This window comes from Streptomyces parvulus, from assembly GCF_014648855.1.
Classification (GTDB): Bacteria; Actinomycetota; Actinomycetes; order Streptomycetales; family Streptomycetaceae; genus Streptomyces; species Streptomyces parvulus.
Window position 1 is genome coordinate 325,198 of sequence record NZ_BMRX01000006.1, and the last position, 18,440, is coordinate 343,637.

An 18,440-nucleotide genomic window follows, 5' to 3' on the forward strand; every position below is an offset into this window, starting at 1 on the left:
CTTCAGCATCGCCGCCGATCACCGGGGCGACCAGGCCGGACGACCGCCGTCGGATGCGAGTTCGAATCTCGTCTGCACCGCTGCGTGGTGCGGTAGTTCAAAGGAAGAACACGACGGCCTGACGACTGATCCGTCCTGACACGGTTCCGGTGTGCGCATCAGGTGGCATCTCCAGGGGCCCGGGAGCAGGCTACGCTCCCGGGCTCCGCCACGTCAGGCACCGGCCGCGCGGGGGCGGGACGCCACCTTCGCCAGGTGCCGCCCGAACACCTCCCGCGCCTCGGGCGTCAGGGTGCGCAGCGCCACCATCGCCGTGATCACCACGTCGCACAGCTCCGCCTCGACGTCCTGCCAGGTGTGGGTGGTGCCCTTGCGCGGGTTCTGCCCCGTCGCGCCGATCACCGCCTCGGCGACCTCGCCGACCTCCTCCGACAGCTTCAGCATCCGCAGCAGCAGGCCCTCCCGGCCGGCGACGGGCTGGTCCGCCTCCAGCCACGCGCACAGGTCGTCGATGGTGTCCCAGGGGCCGGCCGGGGCGCCGGCGAGGTCGTCGCTCATACGGAGCAGCGTGCCACGCCGGGCGGGGTGCGCCGTCGGTCAGTCGAACAGTGGCTCCTGCTCGCCCTCGGCGGCCTTGCGCACCCGCTTGTTGCGCATGCCGACGACCACCGCCGTGGCCGCCGCCGTCACCCCGAGAGCCGCCGGGACCATCCAGTTGCGGTTGACCGCGTGGCCGAGGGCGTGGTCCAGGGAGAGACGGCCCGGTCCGGCGACCGCGAGGCCGGTGGCGGTCAGGGCCAGGGACGCCGCGTACTCGTAGCCGCCGGCCTGGGCGAAGAAGCCGTTCGGGGCGTGCACCGCCGCCGCCCCCACCATCGCGCCGGCCGCCGAGGCGCCCGCGGCCGGGGTCGCGAGACCCAGCGCGAGCAGCGTCCCGCCGCCCGCCTCCGCGAGGCCGGCCAGGACGGCACTGGTACGGCCGGGCTCGTAGCCCATGGCCTCCATGGCCTGGCCCGTCGCCTCGATGCCGCCGCCGCCGAACCAGCCGAGCAGCTTCTGCGCCCCGTGCGCGGCCAGCACCCCGCCGGTACCCAGTCGGAGCAGCAGCAGGCCCAGATCGCGCCGGTCACAACAGTTCACGTCGACTCCCTCGCAGACGGCGGCGGCTCACACCCCACCACCGTCTCCCGGGTGCCTCGCGCGGGCCCGTCGCGGGCGCCGTTCGGGTGGCGGGCCGGGGGCGGAGCGGTGGCGGGGGTGCCGGGCCGGTGTGACGCTGGCCGGCATGACCATTCAGACCACGCGACTCAGCGACCCGGCCGTCCGCGGCTTCGTCACCGCCGTCAACGCCCACGACCGCGACGCCTTCCTCGCGCTGCTCGCGCCGGACGCCACCATGGCCGACGACGGGGCCGACCGCGACCTCGCCGAGTGGATCGACCAGGAGATCTTCTCCTCCAACGGCCACATGGAGGTCGACAACGAGTCGAACGGCGGTCGCGCCCTCATCGCCCGCTACCGCAACGACACCTGGGGCGAGATGCGCACGCGCTGGGACTTCACCGTAGACGAGCAGGGCCGCATCGCACGCTTCGAGACCGGGCAGGCCTAGGCCTCCGCGTCCAGCCGTCGGGCGGTGTGTACGCGGCAGCCGTCCGCCCACCGGTGCGTATCCCGCGGTCCCACGCGGGATCCACCCCCAGCCCGGTGCTGCGGACGGCTGTCGCCTCCCCCCTCGATGTGGCTTGCGGGCCGGTTCTGAAGGCCAACACTCCAACTGTGAAGCTCTGGTGAAGGAGAGTTGAGCATAAGCCCGCCACGGGCCGCAATACTGCGGACTTTGATATTCCGATTGTGTGAATCGCGGCGGCGGCCCCCGCCTTCCGGTCAGCCGCGCCCCACGTACGGCATCGCCGACGCCATGACCGTCGCGAACTGCACGTTCGCCTCCAGCGGCAGCTCGGCCATGTGCCGCACCGTGCGCGCCACGTCGGCCACGTCCATCACGGGCTCGGGTGCCGTCTCCCCGTTGGCCTGGAGCGCGCCGGTCTGCATCCCGGCCGTCATGTCGGTCGCCGCGTTGCCGATGTCGATCTGGCCGACCGCGATGCCGTAGGGACGGCCGTCCAGCGACAGCGACTTGGTCAGGCCCGTCAGCGCGTGCTTGGTCGCCGTGTACGCCACCGAGTGCGGGCGCGGCGTGTGCGCCGAGATCGAGCCGTTGTTGATGATCCGGCCGCCCCGCGGGTCCTGCTCCCTCATCTGCCGGTACGCCGCCTGCGCGCACAGGAACGCACCGTTCAGGTTGGTGTCCACCACGTGCCGCCAGGCCTCGTAGGGCAGGTCCTCCACCGGCACGCCGCCCGGGCCGAAGGTCCCGGCGTTGTTGAACAGCAGGTCCACCCGCCCGAAGCGGTCGCGCACGGCCGCGAACAGGGTCGCCACGTCCTCCGGGCGGGAGACGTCGGTGCGCACGGACAGCACCGCGCCGCCCGCCGGGGCCAGCGCCGCCGTCTCCGCCAGGGTCTCGGGCCGGCGGCCGGCCAGGGCCACCGCCCAGCCCGCGGTGAGCAGTTCCACGGCGACCGCCCGGCCGATGCCGGAACCGGCACCCGTGACGACGGCGATCTGCTGCGCTCCGACGGTTTCCTCGTCGGTGGTTTTCACGGAGTTCATGAGTCGGCAGCGTACGGGTCGCGGATCGTGCCGAACTCACCCTCCCGACATGGGCTCGCCATGTCCGCGCCAAGCGAGTGTCGTTCCCGGACCGTCGAATGCCCCTTGCAGCCACCGTAAGGGGAGAATCGGATGACACCCGCGAAACAGCCCGCCCAGTCCCAGTCGTCGCACGCGCCCGAACTCCGCGCCGCCGCCCGCCACCTGGGCCGCCGCCGCTTCCTGACCGTCACCGGAGCCGCCGCCGCGCTCGCCTTCTCCGTGAACCTGCCGACCGCCGGCGCCGCGAGCGCCGCCGAACTGGACGCCGCGCGGATCACCGACGACCCCTTCACCCTCGGCGTCGCCTCCGGCGACCCGCAGTCCGACTCCGTCCTGCTGTGGACCCGCCTGGCCCCCGCGCCGTACCAGGCCGACAGCGGACTGCCCCCGCAACGCGTCGAGGTGGGCTGGGAACTGGCCCTGGACGAACGGTTCCGCCGCGTCGTCAGAAGGGGCACCGCCACCGCCCACCCCGAGTTCCACCACACCGTCCACGTCGAGGCCGGCCCGCTCCCGCCCGGCCAGGTCTACTTCTACCGCTTCCGCGCCGGCAGCTGGATCAGCCCCGTGGGCCGCACCCGCACCGCGCCGTCCCCGTACAGCCGGGTCTCCGACCTCACCTTCGGCCTCGTCTCCTGCCAGAAGTACGACGAGGGGTACTACACCGCGTACAAGCACCTGGCCCAGGAGGACGTGGACGTCGTCTTCCACCTCGGCGACTACCTCTACGAGTACGCCGTGAACGCCACCGGCGGCTCCCGCGCCTACCCGGCCGGCACCCTGCCCGGCCTCTTCAACCGCGAGACGGTGACCCTGGAGGACTACCGGCTGCGGTACGCCCTCTACAAGTCGGACCCCGACCTGCGGGCCGCGCACGCCGCCCACCCCTTCGTCGTCACCTGGGACGACCACGAGACCGAGAACAACTACGCCGACGACACCCCGGAGAACAGCGTCCCGCCGGAGGAGTTCCTGATCCGCCGGGCCGCCGCCTACCGCGCCTACTGGGAGAACATGCCGCTGCGCCGCCCGCAGCTCCCCGACGGCCCGGACCTGAAGCTCTACCGCCGCCTGCACTGGGGCCGGCTCGCCCAGTTCGACGTGCTCGACACCCGGCAGTACCGCTCCAACCAGGCCTACGGCGACGGCTGGCAGTACTCGGGACCCGAGTCCGAGGACCCCTCGCGCACCCTGACCGGCGACGCCCAGGAACGCTGGCTCGTCAACGGCTGGCACCGGTCGAACGCCCTGTGGAACGTGGTGCCCCAGCAGGTCACCTTCGCCCGCCGGTACAACTCCACCACGCTCCCCTCCCAGGTCTCCATGGACTCCTGGGACGGCTACCCGGCCTCCCGCGACCGGGTGCTGGCCGGCGCGCAGGCCGCCGGGATCGAGAACCTGATGGTGCTCACCGGCGACGTGCACGTCTCCTACGGCTTCGACATCAAGCGCGACTTCGACGACCCCCGCTCGCGCACCCTCGGCACCGAGATCGTCACCACCTCCGTCACCAGCGGCCGCGACGGCTCGGAGAAGCCGTCCAACTGGGACACCCTCATGGCCGCGAACCCGCACCTGAAGTTCTTCAACGGACGGCGCGGCTACGCGAAGGTGTCGCTCGGCCGGGACCTGGCCCGCGCCGACTTCAAGACGGTCTCCCACGTCACCACGCAGGGCGCGCCGCTGACGACCGCCGGGTCCTTCGTCACGGAGGTGGGGGAGCAGGGGCTCAAGCCGGCGTGACCGCACGCTCCTCGCCGGGATAGCGGACGCCGACGCGCGCACGGATCGCGTCGAGCGTCCGCATCACGGCCAGCGTGCCGTCGAGCGGCACCAGCGGCGACTCCGCCTCCCCGGCCCGCAGCGCCCGCATCACCTCCCGGGCCTCGTGCCGCAGGCTCTCCCGAGGGCCGTCGGCCGGGTCGGCGCGGAACTCCTCCGGCTCCCGGCCGTCCCGGTGCAGCACGAAGTGGTCCGGGAAGAAGAAGCCGTACGGCACGTCGATACGGCCCAACGAGCCTGTCACCGAGGCGGAGTTGGGCGTGCCGCCGGTGATGGAGCAGTGCACCGACGCGAGCGCGCCGCTCCCGTGGGAGAGCAGGGCACCCGTCTGCAGGTCGACGCCCTCGTCCGAGAGCACCGCTCGCGCGGCCACGTCCGACGGCTCACCGAGCAGCAGCTGCGCGAACGACACCGGGTACACGCCCAGGTCGAGCAGCGCGCCGCCGCCCTGCGCCGGGTCCCGCAGGCGGTGGGCCGGAGGGAACGGCCCCGCCAGCCCGAAGTCCGCCTGCACGGTGCGGACCTCGCCGATCGCACCGTCGTCCACCAGCGCCTTCAGCCGCCGCACCAGCGGGTTGCAGTACATCCACATGGCTTCCATCAGGAAGACGCCGTGCCGCCGGGCGAGGCCGGCCAGTTCCTCCGCCTCGCGCGCGTTCAGCGTGAACGGCTTCTCGCAGAGCACGTTCCGGCCGGCCTCCAGGCACAGGCCGGCGGCCGCGCGGTGCGACGAGTGCGGGGTGGCGACGTACACCACGTCGACGTCCTCGTCACGGGCCAGCGACTCCCAGTCGCCGTAGGCCCTCGGTATCCCGAACCGCTCCGCGAACGCGCGCGCCGACGCCTCGGTCCGCGAGGCCACCGCCACGACCTCCGCGTCCGGCAGATCGACCAGATCCGCCGTGAACCTCGCCGCCATCCCGCCGGTCGCCAGAATCCCCCAGCGCACCTTCTGCCCGGTCACCGCTGACACCCTGCCCCACCCTCGCTCAGGTTCGTTCGAGTCTGTTCGTTCCAGTGCGTACGAGCTGAGAGCATAGGTGGCGGATCTGTAGAAGAGGGAGGGGCACATGCCCGAGCGCGGGCCGTCCATATCGTACGAACCGACCGACATCACGAGCCCGGGACCGGGCCCGGCCGACCCCGCGCGACGGGCCGCCCGTCGCACCGGACTGCTCGTCACACTCATCCTCGGCAGCCTGACCGCGACCCCGCCGCTGGCGATGGACATGTACCTCCCCTCGCTCCCGGAGGTCACCCGGTCCCTGCACGCGCCCGCCGCGACCGTCCAGCTCACGCTCACCGCGTGCCTGGCCGGCATGGCCCTCGGCCAGCTCCTCGTCGGGCCGATGAGCGACAAATGGGGCCGCCGGCGCCCGCTGCTCGCCGGGCTCGCGGTCTACGTCGTCGCCACCGCCCTGTGCGCCGTCGCGCTCACCGTCGAACTCCTCGTCGCCTTCCGGCTGATCCAGGGGCTCGCGGGCGCCGCCGGGATCGTGATCGCCCGGGCCGTGGTCCGCGACCTGTACGACGGTGTGGCCATGGCCCGCTTCTTCTCCACCCTGATGCTGATCTCCGGCGTCGCGCCGATCGTGGCGCCGCTCATCGGCGGGCAGATCCTGCGGGTGACGGACTGGCGGGGCGTCTTCGTCGTCCTCGTCGTGGTCGGGGCGGTGCTCGGCGTCGTGGTCTGGGCCAAGCTCCCCGAGACGCTGCCCGAGGCCGAGCGGCACGCGGGCGGGGCCCGCGACACCCTCCGCGCGATGCGCGGGCTGCTCGCCGACCGCGCCTTCACCGGCTACATGCTCGCCGGCAGCTTCGCCTTCGCGTCGCTGTTCGCGTACGTCGCCGCGTCGCCGTTCGTCATCCAGGAGATCTACGGCGCCTCCGCGCAGACCTTCAGCCTGCTCTTCGGGCTCAACTCCATCGGCCTGGTCGTCGTCGGCCAGATCAACGGCAAGATCCTGGTCGGGCGGGTCCGGCTGGACCGGGTGCTGGGCGTCGGCCTCGTGATCGTGATCGCCGCCGCGACCGCGCTGCTGCTGATGTCGCTGGGCGTCTTCGGCGAGGTCGGGCTGGTGCCGGTCGCCGCCGCGCTGTTCGTCCTCATGTCCGCGATGGGCATCAGCCTGCCGAACACCCAGGCGCTCGCGCTGATGCGGGTCAAGAAGTCCGCGGGGTCCGCGTCGGCGCTGCTCGGCACCTCCTCCTTCCTCGTCGGCGCGGTGGCCTCGCCGCTGGTCGGGATCGCCGGGGAGGGCACCGCCGTGCCCATGGCCGTCGTCCAGCTGACGGCGGCGGTGGTGGCGCTCGGCCTCCTCGTCGGCATGTGCCGTCCCCGGGCGGGGCGCGCGAGAGGGCGGGGAGTGGAGAACTGAGCGCTCCGAGACTGCGGCGCGGCACCCCCGAGCGGGCCGGACTCGACCCCGTCGAGCTCCGCCGTGTCGTCGCCGACGTGCGCGGCCTCACCATCGGCGACCGGCCCTGGGCCGCCGGTGCCGTCGTGGCCGTCGGGCGCGGGCCCGTGCTCGCCGTCGAGGAGGCGGCGGGCTGGGCCGTGCGGTACGCGTCCTACGATCCGGACACCGACCGCGGGGTGGAGCTGCCCGCGCGGGAGCGGGTGCCGATGAGCGTGGGGACGCCCTTCGACCTGGCGTCCCTCACGAAGCTGTTCACCTCGGTCGCCGCGGTGCAGCAGATCGAGCGGGGCACGCTCGGCATCGACGCGGAGGTCGGCGCGTACCTGCCCGACTTCCGGGCCGCCGCCGCGCACCGCGTCACCGTGCGGCAGCTGCTCACGCACACCTCCGGGCTGCGGCCCGAACTCCCGCTGTACGACTGCGCCGACGACGCGGAGCGGATGGCGCTGCTGCGGGCGGAGAGGCCGGTGGGGGTGCCGGGGACGTACTGCTACTCGGACCTGAACATGCTGCTCCTCCAGCAGGTGCTGGAGCGGATCACCGGGCGCGGTCTCGACGTCCTCGTCCGGGACGGGATCACCCGGCCGCTCGGCATGACGGCGACGGGGTTCGGGCCGTGCCCCGGGGCGGCGGCGACCGAGGACCAGCGGCGGCCGTGGGCGAAGGCCGACCGGGGGATGCTGCGGGGGGTCGTCCACGACGAGAACGCGTGGGCGCTGGGCGGGGTGGCGGGGCACGCGGGGCTGTTCTCCACGGGGCGGGATCTCGCGGTGTTCTGCCGGGCGCTGCTCGGGGGCGGGGCGTACGGGCCGGCCCGGATCCTCGGTCCGGACTTCGTGGAGCTGCTGCTCGCGGCGCCGGGGCTGGGGTTCGCCCTCGACCAGCCGTGGTTCATGGGGGAGCTGGCGGGGCGGGGGGCGGCGGGGCACACCGGGTTCACGGGGACGATGCTGGTGCTGGACCGGGTGACGGACACGTTCGCGATCCTCCTCGCGAACACGGTCCATCCGCGGCGGCGGCAGGTGGCGAACGGGGCGCGGGCGGGGGTGGGGACTCGGGTGGCTCGGGCCGTGCGGGATGCCTGACGGCGTCTTCGGGGGGCGATGCCTGCGGCGGCCTGTGGCTGGTTCGGTGGGGGTGCGCGTGGCGCGGTGCGTGGTGTTTCGGGTCGGGGGTGCGCCGGGGGGTGTCCGTCCTCGGAACGGCGCGGAATCGGTCGGCCACAGAAGTGAACTGTGTTGACGCGCCAACCGCTGCGGGCGGACACCCCCCGGCACACCCCCTTCTCGCCGTACGCGGCTCTCCCACTCAGCTGCGGGCAGTCGTGCCGCTGGGGCGGCACGGGTGGGCGCAGCGGCACCCCGCTACGCCGGGCTGCGTCACCCACCCCCGGCCCGCACCCACGCCGGGTGACCAGGGAGCGCCGGCCGTGAGACCCGTCACCGCCCCCTAGAATCGTCGGGTGAACGACCCCGCCGACCTCCTGCGTGCCGCCCTCGCCGACCTCGTCGACGGGCTGCCGCCGCGGCAGGCCGCGCAGGCGGTGGAGCGGCTGATCGGGACGTACCGGGGCGACACCCCGACCGACGCCCCCATCCTCCGCGACCGCGCCGACGTCGTCGCCTACGCCGCCTACCGCATGCCGGCCACCTTCGCCGCCGTACGCTCCGCGCTCGCCGCGTTCGCGGACGCCGTGCCGGGGTGGACGCCCGGCAGCCACGTGGACGTGGGCGGCGGGACCGGTGCCGCGACCTGGGCCGTCAGCGACACCTGGGGCGGCAGCCGGCCGGTGACCGTGCTGGACTGGGCGGAGCCCGCCCTCGCCCTCGGGCGGGAGATCGCCGCCGCCCACCCCGGACTGCGCGACGCCCGCTGGCAGCGCTCGCGGATCGGCGCGGCGCTCACCGTCGACAAGGCCGACCTCGTCACCGTCTCCTATGTGCTCAACGAGCTGACGCCGGCCGACCGCACCGCCCTCGTCGACGCCGCCGCCGGAGCCGCGGAGGCCGTTGTGATCGTGGAGGCCGGCACCCCGGCCGGGTACGCCCGTGTCATCGAGGCCCGCGACCGGCTCGTCGCCGCCGGGTTCCGCGTCGCCGCGCCCTGCCCGCACAGCGCCGCCTGCCCCATCGTGCCCGGCACGGACTGGTGCCACTTCGCGGCGCGGGTCAGCCGCTCCTCGCTGCACCGGCAGGTCAAGAGCGGCTCCCTCGCCTACGAGGACGAGAAGTTCAGCTACGTCGCCGCCACCCGGCTGCCCGCCGGCCCCGCCCCCTCCCGCGTGGTCCGGCGACCGCAGATCCGCAAGGGCCAGGTCCTGCTCGACCTGTGCGAGCCGGACGAGCGGCTGGAGCGGCGGACGGTCACCAAGCGTCACGGGGACCTGTACAAGGCGGCGCGGGACGCGGCCTGGGGGGACGCCTGGCCGCCGGCGGACGGCGACCGGGTCGACGAACGGGGTCGTTGACCCGGCCCACCCGTTTCACGACGTCCCGTCGTCCGTCCCCTGGCGGGTCTGCCGTCGTTCCTGCAGCTTGCGCAGCAGTTCGCGCTTCTGCTCCTGCGGGCTCGGGGCGCCGCCCGTCCTGCCGCGACGGTCGCCGCCGCGCAGCGCGTCGCGGCCCAGCTTCCGCCGCGTGCCGCCGACGCCCAGCATGTTTCCTGCTCCACCTCGGGCCATGGCTGCCTCCTCCTCGCCTAGTAAAACGAGACGGTTCGTCTCGCTCGGTGCTTCTCCACTGTCAGGCGAGACGCAACGTCTTGTCAACCTGATAAGTTCGAGCCATGGCCGCTCAGAAATCCGTACACGCCCCCGACAAGCCCCAGCCCGACGCCGCCCGGCGCAGCCAGCGCTCCCGCCAGGCCATCTACGACGCCGCCCTCGCGCTCGTCGGCGAGGTCGGCTACCCCAAGACCACCATCGAGGGCATCGCCGCCCGCGCCGGCGTCGGCAAGCAGACCATCTACCGCTGGTGGTCCTCCAAGGCCGACGTCCTGCTGGAGGCCTTCCTCGACCTGGGCGACCGGGCCGCCCGTGACCCCGGCGCCGACCCCGGTGCGGCGTACGCCATCCCGGACACCGGCGATCTGGCCGCCGACCTCAAGGCCGTACTGCGCACGACCGTCGACGAGCTGCGCGACCCCGCCTTCGAGGTGCCCTCGCGTGCCCTGGCGGCCGAAGGGCTCGTCGACGAGAAGCTCGGGCGGCGGTTCGTCGCCAAGCTCCTGGAGCCCTCGCTCCAGCTCTACGTCGACCGGCTGCGCGCCGCCCAGGATGCCGGCCAGGTGCGGCCGGAGATCGACCCGCGGATCGCACTGGAGCTGTTCGTCTCCCCGCTCGCCCAGCGCTGGCTCCAGCACACCGCGCCGATCTCCTACGAGTACACCGACACCCTCGTCGACTACGCGCTGTACGGGCTTGCCCCCCGCTGACCGAAAAAGGCCCCCCGTGCGAGCCTGACCAGGGGAGTTTGTCCCTTCCCGACCCCGAAGCGCGGAATGGTGCGACGATAGGGCATGCTGGTGCGCACGACGGCGAGGCAAGGGGTTTGATGAGCGCGGAGTTCGGCGGTCGGAGCGGTCTGCAGGGCAAACTCTCCTCGTGGCTGCGCGGACGCCGGCCCAAGGAGGACGCCGGTGACGGCGGCCGGGAGGACCTGCTGCTCGCCGCCGCCGGCGCGGGACTGCCCCTGGCGCCCGCCGCCCACCCCGCCGGATACCGCTGCTCCTGCGACCGCGTCGGCTGTCCCACCCCGGCGCGGCACCCGGTGTCCTTCGCCTGGCAGACGCAGTCCACCACCGACCGGTCGCAGATCGAGCGCTGGGCGCGGCACCAGCCCGAGGCCAACTTCATCACCGCGACCGGCATGGTCCACGACGTCCTCGACGTCCCCCTGGAGGCCGGGCGCGAGGCCGTCCGGCGGCTGCTGGAGGCCGGCATCGAGGTGGGCCCGGCCGCCGAGAGCGACGACGGCCGCATGCTGCTGTTCACCCTCACCCGCGGCACCCCCGAGGACGAGGACGAGTGGTGGCCCTGCGAGCTGGACTGCCACCCCGAGACCATGGACGAGCACCCCGGCCTGCGCTGGCACTGCCGCGGCTCCTACGTGCTCGTGCCGCCCGCCCGGCTGCCCGGCGAGGACCGCACCGTGCACTGGGTGCGCGGCCCCGAGCATCCGCTGCCGGACCCGCTCACCCTGCTGGAGACCCTCACCGACGCCTGCGCCCGGCACGCCGGCGAGGAGAGCGACCACGCGGGCACGGCCTGGCCCCTGCGCCGCTGAGCGCCGGGCTACTCGCCCTTCGCCGACGTCAGACCCTGCACCCGGCCCAGGACCGACACCTTGCCGTCCGCCGGGTCGAGCGCGACCTCGTTGGACACGAACTCCATCGTCAGCGACTGCTTGATCTCGCCGTCCGTCAGCGCCAGCACGTCCCTGTTCGGCGTCGGCACCGCGGCCCCCCGCGCCGCCGTCTGCTTCTCGTAGTGCCGCGTCGTGAAGAAGACCAGCGCCCCGCCGTCCTTGGTGCGCAGCGCCAGCGGCGCGTAGTGGCCCTCGGTCAGCGGCTCGTCGATGAACTGGGTGACCAGGCCGGGGCGGCTCGACCGCTTCTCCCGCACCTTCCGCCAGGAACTGGTGTGCACGCCGTCCGCGAAGGACGCGCCGCCGCTGCGCAGGTACGCCGTGTAGTCCTTGCTCAGGTCGCCCGGCGGGGCGGCCAGATCCGTCGAGTCGGCGGGGACCGCCTCGGCCCACCCGTCCGCGTCGGTCTTGAACTCGGGCATCCGCTCGGGGGCGACCAGGGTCAGGTACGTCGCCTGCCAGGTCTCGTCCAGGCCGTCGCGGGTGAACACCAGCAGCCAGCGGGACTTCCCGCCCTTGTTGGCCTTGGTGTCCGCGACGAACCAGCGGGGCCAGCCCGCCTTCTTCGGAATCGTGTACTTCGCGTCGGTCAGCTCCAGCGGCGCGTGCGCCGGGTTGCCGTCCGGGTGGTTGGTGCGGCCCGCCTTCAGCCGCGCCGAGTCGATGGCGGCGAGCGCGCCCGCGGTGTGGTCGGCGTCCAGGGACGCGTCGTAGGCCTTGTCGGCGGCGTTGTACGCGGAGGTGAACTGCTGGAGTGCCTTGGCGGCTTCGGTCCGGGTGGTCGCGGGGAGCACCTCGCGCTCGCCGTGCACCACCACGCATCCGCTCGCCGTCAACGACAGAGCGGTCACCGAGGCCGCCGCGAATATCTTCCGGTCAAGCCGGCGGGGCCGTCGAGGGCCGCGATCCCTGCTCATCAGGTTCCTTCACCTTCCCCTTCCCGGAGGCGAACCCTACCGGGACGGGGCGGCGCCCGAACGGCCGGACCGGAGACAGCCGCCACACCGTGACCTCCGCTCACACCTCCCGGCGCGGGACCACCAGCAGCGCTCCGGTGCGCGGGTGGGGCAGCACCTCCACCGGCTGGTCGTAGACCTCGGAGAGGAGGTCCTCGTCGAACACCTCCGCCGGGGCGCCCTCGGCCGCGATCCGGCCCGCCCGCAGCACCGCCACCCGGTCCGCGTACGCCGCCGCCAGCGCCAGGTCGTGCAGGACGACGACCACCGCGTCCCCGGCCCGAGCCCGCTCCCGGCACAGGCGCAGGACCAGTTCCTGGTGCCGCAGGTCCAGGGCCGCCGTCGGCTCGTCGAGCAGCAGCAGCGGCGCGCGCTGGGCCAGCACGCGGGCCAGCGCCACCCGGGCCCGCTCGCCGCCGCTCAGCGCGGAGAAGGGGCGCCCGGCGAAACCGGCCACCTCCGTGCGGGCCATCGCCTCCGCCACCGCCGCGTCGTCCTCGGCCTCCCGCTCACCGCCCGCCCAGGGCGCCCGGCCCATCCGGACCACCTCCGCCACCGGGAACGGGAAGGACAGCGACGCCGACTGGGGCAGCACCGCCCGGCGCAGGGCCAGTTCGGGCGCGGACCACTCGCCCGCCGGGCGGCCGTGCACGCGTACCACCCCCTCGGCGGCCGGGACATCGGCGGCCAGGGCACCCAACAGGGTCGACTTTCCGGCGCCGTTGGGCCCGACCAGGGCCAGTACCTCGCCCGCCCGGACGCGCACGTCCACCCCGTCGAGCACCGGTCGCCCGCCCAGGAGCACCCGCACCGCCTCGGCCTCGGCGAGGACGTCACCGGGCGCGGCCGGCGGCGGAGGCAGCGGGCGGGACGGTACGAGGCGCAGCAGGCCCCGAGTGTTCGGCGATTTCACGGCCCTCATGCCCAACCCCCTTGCCTGCGCCGGGTGCGGCGCAGCAGCCAGAAGAAGAACGGGCTGCCGAGCAGCGCCGTCAGCACCCCGAGCGGCAGCTCCGCGGGCGCCGCCACCGTGCGCGCGGCCAGGTCGGCGGCGAGCAGGACCAGCGCGCCGAGCAGCGCGCTGCCCGGGATCAGGAACCGGTGCCCGGGACCCGCCGCCATCCGCAGCAGGTGCGGGACGACGAGGCCGACGAAGCCGATCACCCCGGCCACGCTGACCGCGGCCGCCGTCAGCAGCGCGATCACCAGGACCAGGACGATCCGCAGGCGCTCCACCTCCACGCCCAGGTGCCGGGCCGGGCGTTCGCCGAGCGCGAGCAGGTCCAGCCGGCGGGCGTACAGCGGGGCGAGCCCCAGCCCGAGCGCCGCGCACGGCAGCACCGCCAGCACCTTCGGCCAGGTCGCCTGGGCGAGCGAGCCCAGCTGCCAGAAGGTGATCTGGTTGACCGCCGCCGTGTCCGCGAAGAACAGGAACAGGCCGATCAGCGCGCCCGCGAAGGCGTTCACGGCGATACCGGTGAGGATCAGCGTCACGACCTCCGTACGGCCGCCCGAGCGGGACATGGCGTACACCACCAGGACCGTGATCAGGCCGGAGACGAACGCGAAGACGGACACCGTCCAGTTGCCGAGGAAGTTCAGCCCGAAGGCGATGGCCCCGACCGCGCCGACCGCCGCGCCCGAGGAGACGCCGATGACGCCCGGTTCGGCGAGCGGGTTGCCGAACACGCCCTGCATCAGCGCCCCCGCGCAGCCCAGCGAGGCGCCGACGAGCAGGGCCAGCACGATCCTCGGGAACCGCACGTTCCACAGCACCGACTCGGCCACCCGGTCCAGTTCGGTGCCGCCGAGCCCGGCCCGGTGCAGCAGTGAGCCCAGCACGTCGGCGACCGGGACCGGGTAGGCGCCGGTGCCGGCCGCGACGGGCACCAGGACCAGCAGGCCCGCGACGAGGCCGGCGGTCAGCAGCCAGGCCGTGGTGCGCCGGGTGCGGGCCGGCGCCGGACCGGGGGACGTCCGCGGAGAAACCGGCTTGTCCAGTACCGTCACCGCGCGCCGTCCTCGCCGTACAGCTGCGCCACGACCGACCTCAGCACCTGGTCGGTGCGCGGGCCGTAGTTGAGCAGGACGCCGTCCTCGACGGAGACGATCCGCCGGTCCAGGCCGGCCGGGGTCTGCGCGACGCCGGGGATCTTCACCAGTCCGTCGACGCCGCCGACCGATTCGAGGCCCTTGCTCATCACGAGGATGGCGTCCGGCGCGGCCTTCACCAGGGCCTCGCTGGTGATCGCGGTGAAGTCCTTGTCCAGACCCGAGGCCGCCCCGGCGTCCACCGCGCCGGCCGCCTCGATCAGCGAACCCGCGCCCGAGTCCGCGCCGCCGATCAGGTAGACGGAGGCCGAGCCGCGCAGGTACAGGAAGGCGACCCGCGGCTTCTCGCCGTGCGGAACGTCCTTGCGGGCGGCCTCGATCCGCTGCTCCGAGCGCCGCGTCAGCTCCTGTCCGGCCGCCGGCACCCCGAGGGCGCCGGCGACCGCCCGGATGCGGGTGCCGACGTCGTCCAGGCCCCTGGCCGCCGCAACGAGCAGCACCGGGATCCCCGCGGCGCGGATCTGGTCCACCGCCTCCGCCGGGCCGGTGGTGGTCTCCGCGATCACCAGGTCGGGCCTGAGCGACAGCACGCTCTCCGCGGAGACGTCGTGGCCCCGGGTGACCACGGGGAGCCCGGCCGCCTGCGCGAAGGTGGCGGTGACGTCGCGGGCGACGACGCGGTCGCCGAGCCCGAGCGTGAACACGATCTCGCTGAGGCTGCCCGACAGAGGGACGACGCGCTCGGCCTTCTCCACGGTGACCTTCTCGCCGTCGGCGGACCGGACGGTCGCCGGGAGGCGGGGCGCGGGTCTCCGCTCCAGGGGCTCGACCCGGTTGGCCACGGTCTGCCCGGCGGTCGCGGCCCCCGAGGGAGCCGGAGAGCCGGACGAGGCCTCGGAGGACCCTCCGCATCCGGTCGCGGTCACGGTGAGGGCGAGCACGGACAGCGCTGCTCCCGCCAGTCGGTTTCGCAAGCGTCGCACGTTCCGTCCCGTCCTTCCCTGGACTGCCGGTATCAGTCCGTTAGAGCTTAGGTTAGCCTTACCTTCGTTCGCTACCGGCCCCCCGATCCGGAGGACTTCGCCATGCCCGCCCGCCTTCGAGCCCTGGTCACCGTGGTGTGCGCGGCGGTCCTCGGCGCCCTGCTCCCCATGACCGCGGCCCACGCCGAAAGCCGGACCGTGCAGGGCGGACGGCTCGACTGGGGCATCAAGTCCTCGTTCCAGAGCTACGTCACCGGCCCTATCGCCAAGGGGAGTTACTCCCTGACCGGGGGCGCCGCCACCGTCGGCGGCAGCGCCTTCCGCTTCCACTCCGCCACCGGCGCCTACGACGGCGACCGGGGCAGCTTCCGGGCCGCCTTCTCCGGCGGCGTGCGCTTCCTGGGCCACCGCACGAGCGGCGGCGCCCACCAGCTCGACCTCACCATCAGCCGTCCCACCGTGAGCATCACCGGCGCCACCGGCACGCTCCTGGTGGACGTCACCAGCAAGGCGAAGGACACCGGGGCGGTCACGACGTCCCGTCAGGTGCCCTTCGCCACCCTCTCCCTCGGCGGCGTCGACATGCGCGGCGCCGGCGGCACCGTGGTCCTCGCGGGCGTGCCCGCCACCCTCACCGCCCAGGGCGCCCGCTCCTTCGCCGGCTACTACACGGCCGGCACCGCGCTCGACCCGGTGAGCCTGTCCGCCGACGTCGAGGCGGCGGCGCGGCAGCCCGAGAAGAAGCCGTCGAGCACCCCGACCGCGCCCGCCGAGTCCCCGAAGGCCACGGCGGCCGGGGGTGACGCGGTCAAGGACGGCGCCGTCGACTGGGGCGTGCGCCGCACCTTCCGCGAGTACGTCACCGGCGACATCGCCGACGGCGAGTGGACGCTGTCCGCGGGCGCCCAGGACGGCGGCGCGCTCTTCCGCTTCCCGGGCGGAACGGGCACGTTCCAGGACGGCGGCCTCACCGCCGCCTTCAAGGGCGCGGTGCACTTCACCGGCGCCCACGGCCTCGACCTGAAACTCAGCGCCGTGAGGGTCACCGTCGAGGACGGCGCGGGCACCCTCTACGCCGACGTGGCCGCCCCCGATCTCGACGCCCGCAAGGTCCCCCTGGTCACCTTCACCGCGAAGGGCCTCAAGGCCACCGGGGGAGTGGTGAAGGTGACCGAGGCCCCCGCGAAGCTCACCGCGCGCGGCGCCGAGGCCTTCGGCGGCATGTACCGGGCGGGCACCGCCATGGACCCGCTGTCCCTGGCCGTCGCCCTCACCGCCGGGGCCGAACTGCCCGCGCTGCCCGACCTGGGCAGCGAGCCGACCGCCCAGCCGAGCCCCCGGGCCGCGAAGACCGGGCCCGCCGACACCTCCGCCGCACCCGTCGCGAGCGCCACCGACGACGGCGACTTCCCCGCCCTGCCCGTCTCCCTCACGGCCGGCGCCCTGCTGCTGGCGGCCGCGGCCCTCGTGACCGTCGCCCTGCGCAGGCGCCGGGCCCGCCCCGCCACGTCCCCCGCGGACGAGGGCTGACACCCCCCACGCCACCCGACCCGGGCCGCCTCCCGGCGGCACCTCACCCAAGGAGAACCGAGCCATGCCCGTCAGACGACGCCGTTCCACCGCCCTCGCCGCCGCCGTGGCCACGGCCGCCGCGCTCGGCGCCACCGTCCTCGTCACGGCCGGCGCCACCACCGCCACGGCGGCCGAGGTGCCGCTCAAGGACTACGAGCTGACCTGGGGCGTCAAGCAGTCGTACCGCAACTACGTCGGCATGTTCGGCACCTTCACCACCTCGGGCGGCGCCACCCAGGCCGCCGGCAACGGCGCCTTCACCTTCGTCGACGGCACCGGCACCTACGACACCACGGGGCACACCGTCGACCTGGCCTTCAAGGGCGGCCTGGTGAGCAAGTCCGCGGCGCACGGCTTCGAGATCACCCTCACCGACGTGCGCTTCGACAGCAAGGCCGCCGCGATCACGGCCGACGTGAAGAAGGTCGACACCTCCGCGGGCGCCCCCAAGACCACCGAGGGCGACGACGTCCCGCTCGCCACGGTCGCCGTGACCCGCGAGATGAAGGACATGGCCACCACCCTCACCGCCGAGGCGGGGGAGTACCTCGGCAGCGCGAGCTACGCGGGCGCGGCCGGCGACCCGCTGACGGTCGTTCAGAAGACCCCGCCGACCACCCCGCCCGCCTCCCCGTCCCCCTCGCGGACGCAGACGCAGGAACCGTCCCCGTCCGCCTCGCAGACCACCACCGAGGAGCCCGGCACCGGCTCGCCCGACCCGTCCCCGACGAAGACCGCGGACACCGGTCCTTCGCCCTCCGCCTCCGCCACCGAGGCCGCGACCAGGGGCGAGATCGCCGACGGCACCCTCGGCTGGGGCGTGAAGCAGACCTTCCGCGCCTACGTCACCGGTCCCATAGCCAAGGGCCGGGTCACCGTCTCCGGCGGCGCGACCCAGGCGGCCGGCAACGGCGCCTTCACCTTCAAGGACGCCACCGGCACCTACGACACCGACGCGGACAGGCTCACCGCCTCCTTCAAGGGCGCCGTGAACTTCAAGGGCCACGAGACCAACGGCACGTACGGCCTCGACCTGACCCTGAGCAACCTCAAGGCCACCCTCGACGGCGGCAGCGGCAAACTGAGCGCCGACGTCGACAGCCTGGGCACGGGCAGCAAGGGCGTGGTGCTGGCCGACCTCAAGGCCAAGTCCGGCGACCTCACCGCCGAGAAGAACGTCATCACCGTCGACGGCGTCGCCGCCACGCTCACCGCGGCCGGCGCGAAGGCCTTCGGCGACTTCTACCCGGCCGGCACCAGCCTCGACGCCGTGGACCTGTCGGTGGCGCTGAGCGACGACGCGCAGCTCCCGGACGGCGGCACGGCGGGCACCTCCGGCGGCAGCGGCGGCACGGGCGGCTCGGCGGGATCGGCCGGCGGCGGCACCGGGGGCACCGGCGGCACCGCCTCGACCGTCGGCGGCACCGGCACCACCACCGGCGGCGGCAGCCTCGCCAGCACCGGCTCGGACATCCCCGGCCCGGCCCTGGGCGCCGCGGCCGGCGTCGCGGTCGCGATCGGCGCGGGCGCGGTCTACGCGACCCGCAGGCGCCGGGCGCAGCCGTAGCCGTAGCCGTCCCGCGGCCCCGGTCC

General features: G+C 74.2%; 18 protein-coding genes and 1 pseudogene. 9 read left to right on the forward strand and 10 right to left on the reverse strand.

What is annotated here, in order from left to right; all coding sequences use genetic code 11:
- Positions 1-213: 213 nt before the first annotated feature.
- Complete coding sequence (locus tag IE108_RS13620) at positions 214-558, reverse strand: MazG-like family protein (protein ID WP_064727617.1); 345 nt, start codon at positions 556-558, stop codon at positions 214-216.
- 39 nt (positions 559-597) lie between these two features.
- Positions 598-1,140 carry a DoxX family protein gene (locus tag IE108_RS13625; RefSeq protein WP_064727616.1) on the reverse strand — a complete coding sequence of 181 codons (543 nt, stop codon included), beginning with the start codon at positions 1,138-1,140 and terminating at the stop codon, positions 598-600.
- 145 nt (positions 1,141-1,285) lie between these two features.
- On the opposite strand from IE108_RS13625, the gene IE108_RS13630 reads away from it, so the two are divergent.
- A complete protein-coding gene (locus IE108_RS13630; RefSeq protein ID WP_064731723.1) occupies positions 1,286-1,612 on the forward strand; it encodes a nuclear transport factor 2-like protein in 327 nt (108 codons plus the stop codon).
- Positions 1,613-1,887: 275 nt separating this feature from the next.
- Here IE108_RS13630 and IE108_RS13635 read toward each other — a convergent pair whose 3' ends face one another.
- On the reverse strand, positions 1,888-2,676 hold the full coding sequence (locus IE108_RS13635; RefSeq protein ID WP_064727615.1) for an SDR family oxidoreductase: 789 nt from the start codon (positions 2,674-2,676) through the stop codon (positions 1,888-1,890).
- Positions 2,677-2,808: 132 nt separating this feature from the next.
- Here IE108_RS13635 and IE108_RS13640 point away from each other — a divergent pair, with 132 nt between their 5' ends.
- Complete coding sequence (locus IE108_RS13640) at positions 2,809-4,461, forward strand: alkaline phosphatase D family protein (RefSeq protein WP_064727614.1); 1,653 nt, start codon at positions 2,809-2,811, stop codon at positions 4,459-4,461.
- Here IE108_RS13640 and IE108_RS13645 read toward each other — a convergent pair.
- The gene (locus IE108_RS13645; protein ID WP_064727613.1) at positions 4,448-5,464 is read right to left on the reverse strand and encodes a Gfo/Idh/MocA family protein; all 1,017 of its coding nucleotides are present in this window, start codon (positions 5,462-5,464) and stop codon (positions 4,448-4,450) included. The genes IE108_RS13640 and IE108_RS13645 overlap by 14 nt on opposite strands.
- Before the next feature lie 106 nt (positions 5,465-5,570).
- Here IE108_RS13645 and IE108_RS13650 point away from each other — a divergent pair, with 106 nt between their 5' ends.
- The 3 genes from IE108_RS13650 (at position 5,571) to IE108_RS13660 (ending at position 9,387) form a co-directional block, all read left to right on the forward strand.
- A complete protein-coding gene (locus tag IE108_RS13650) occupies positions 5,571-6,878 on the forward strand; it encodes a multidrug effflux MFS transporter (RefSeq protein ID WP_064727612.1) in 1,308 nt (435 codons plus the stop codon).
- On the forward strand, positions 6,830-8,005 hold the full coding sequence (locus IE108_RS13655) for a serine hydrolase domain-containing protein (RefSeq protein WP_189397651.1): 1,176 nt from the start codon (positions 6,830-6,832) through the stop codon (positions 8,003-8,005). Before IE108_RS13650 ends, IE108_RS13655 begins: the two co-directional genes overlap by 49 nt.
- 377 nt (positions 8,006-8,382) lie before the next feature.
- Positions 8,383-9,387 (forward strand): small ribosomal subunit Rsm22 family protein, encoded by a 1,005-nt coding sequence (locus IE108_RS13660; protein ID WP_064727611.1) that lies wholly within the window; start codon positions 8,383-8,385, stop codon positions 9,385-9,387.
- A gap of 15 nt (positions 9,388-9,402) precedes the next feature.
- On the opposite strand, the gene IE108_RS13665 is transcribed toward IE108_RS13660, so the two are convergent.
- On the reverse strand, positions 9,403-9,600 hold the full coding sequence (locus tag IE108_RS13665; protein ID WP_079163495.1) for a DUF6243 family protein: 198 nt from the start codon (positions 9,598-9,600) through the stop codon (positions 9,403-9,405).
- Positions 9,601-9,704: 104 nt separating this feature from the next.
- Here IE108_RS13665 and IE108_RS13670 point away from each other — a divergent pair, with 104 nt between their 5' ends.
- The gene (locus IE108_RS13670) at positions 9,705-10,352 is read left to right on the forward strand and encodes a TetR/AcrR family transcriptional regulator (RefSeq protein WP_064727610.1); all 648 of its coding nucleotides are present in this window, start codon (positions 9,705-9,707) and stop codon (positions 10,350-10,352) included.
- A 119-nt stretch (positions 10,353-10,471) separates the two neighbouring features.
- Complete coding sequence (locus IE108_RS13675; RefSeq protein ID WP_064727609.1) at positions 10,472-11,203, forward strand: bifunctional DNA primase/polymerase; 732 nt, start codon at positions 10,472-10,474, stop codon at positions 11,201-11,203.
- An 8-nt stretch (positions 11,204-11,211) separates the two neighbouring features.
- Here the strand turns inward: IE108_RS13675 and IE108_RS13680 are convergent, their stop codons facing one another.
- The 5 genes and pseudogenes from IE108_RS13680 to IE108_RS13695 form a co-directional block, all read right to left on the reverse strand.
- Entirely contained in the window at positions 11,212-12,201 is a 990-nt protein-coding gene (locus IE108_RS13680) for an SCO2278 family lipoprotein (protein ID WP_064727608.1), read from the reverse strand.
- Positions 12,161-12,298 (reverse strand): annotated as a pseudogene (locus IE108_RS35325) (iron transporter); the annotation flags it as partial. The gene IE108_RS13680 and the pseudogene IE108_RS35325, both read right to left, overlap by 41 nt.
- A 3-nt stretch (positions 12,299-12,301) precedes the next feature.
- On the reverse strand, positions 12,302-13,162 hold the full coding sequence (locus IE108_RS13685) for a heme ABC transporter ATP-binding protein (protein ID WP_064727607.1): 861 nt from the start codon (positions 13,160-13,162) through the stop codon (positions 12,302-12,304).
- Entirely contained in the window at positions 13,159-14,250 is a 1,092-nt protein-coding gene (locus tag IE108_RS13690; protein WP_064727606.1) for a FecCD family ABC transporter permease, read from the reverse strand. The genes IE108_RS13685 and IE108_RS13690 overlap by 4 nt, the downstream gene beginning before the upstream one ends.
- On the reverse strand, positions 14,247-15,275 hold the full coding sequence (locus IE108_RS13695) for a heme/hemin ABC transporter substrate-binding protein (protein WP_064727605.1): 1,029 nt from the start codon (positions 15,273-15,275) through the stop codon (positions 14,247-14,249). Before IE108_RS13695 ends, IE108_RS13690 begins: the two co-directional genes overlap by 4 nt.
- Positions 15,276-15,377: 102 nt before the next feature.
- On the opposite strand from IE108_RS13695, the gene IE108_RS13700 reads away from it, so the two are divergent.
- Together IE108_RS13700 and IE108_RS13705 are read left to right on the forward strand one after the other, a co-directional pair.
- On the forward strand, positions 15,378-16,805 hold the full coding sequence (locus tag IE108_RS13700; protein WP_064727604.1) for an HtaA domain-containing protein: 1,428 nt from the start codon (positions 15,378-15,380) through the stop codon (positions 16,803-16,805).
- A 64-nt stretch (positions 16,806-16,869) separates the two neighbouring features.
- Positions 16,870-18,414, forward strand: a complete 1,545-nt coding sequence (locus IE108_RS13705) for an HtaA domain-containing protein (protein ID WP_064727603.1) — start codon at positions 16,870-16,872, stop codon at positions 18,412-18,414.
- The last annotated feature ends 26 nt before the right edge of the window (positions 18,415-18,440 follow it).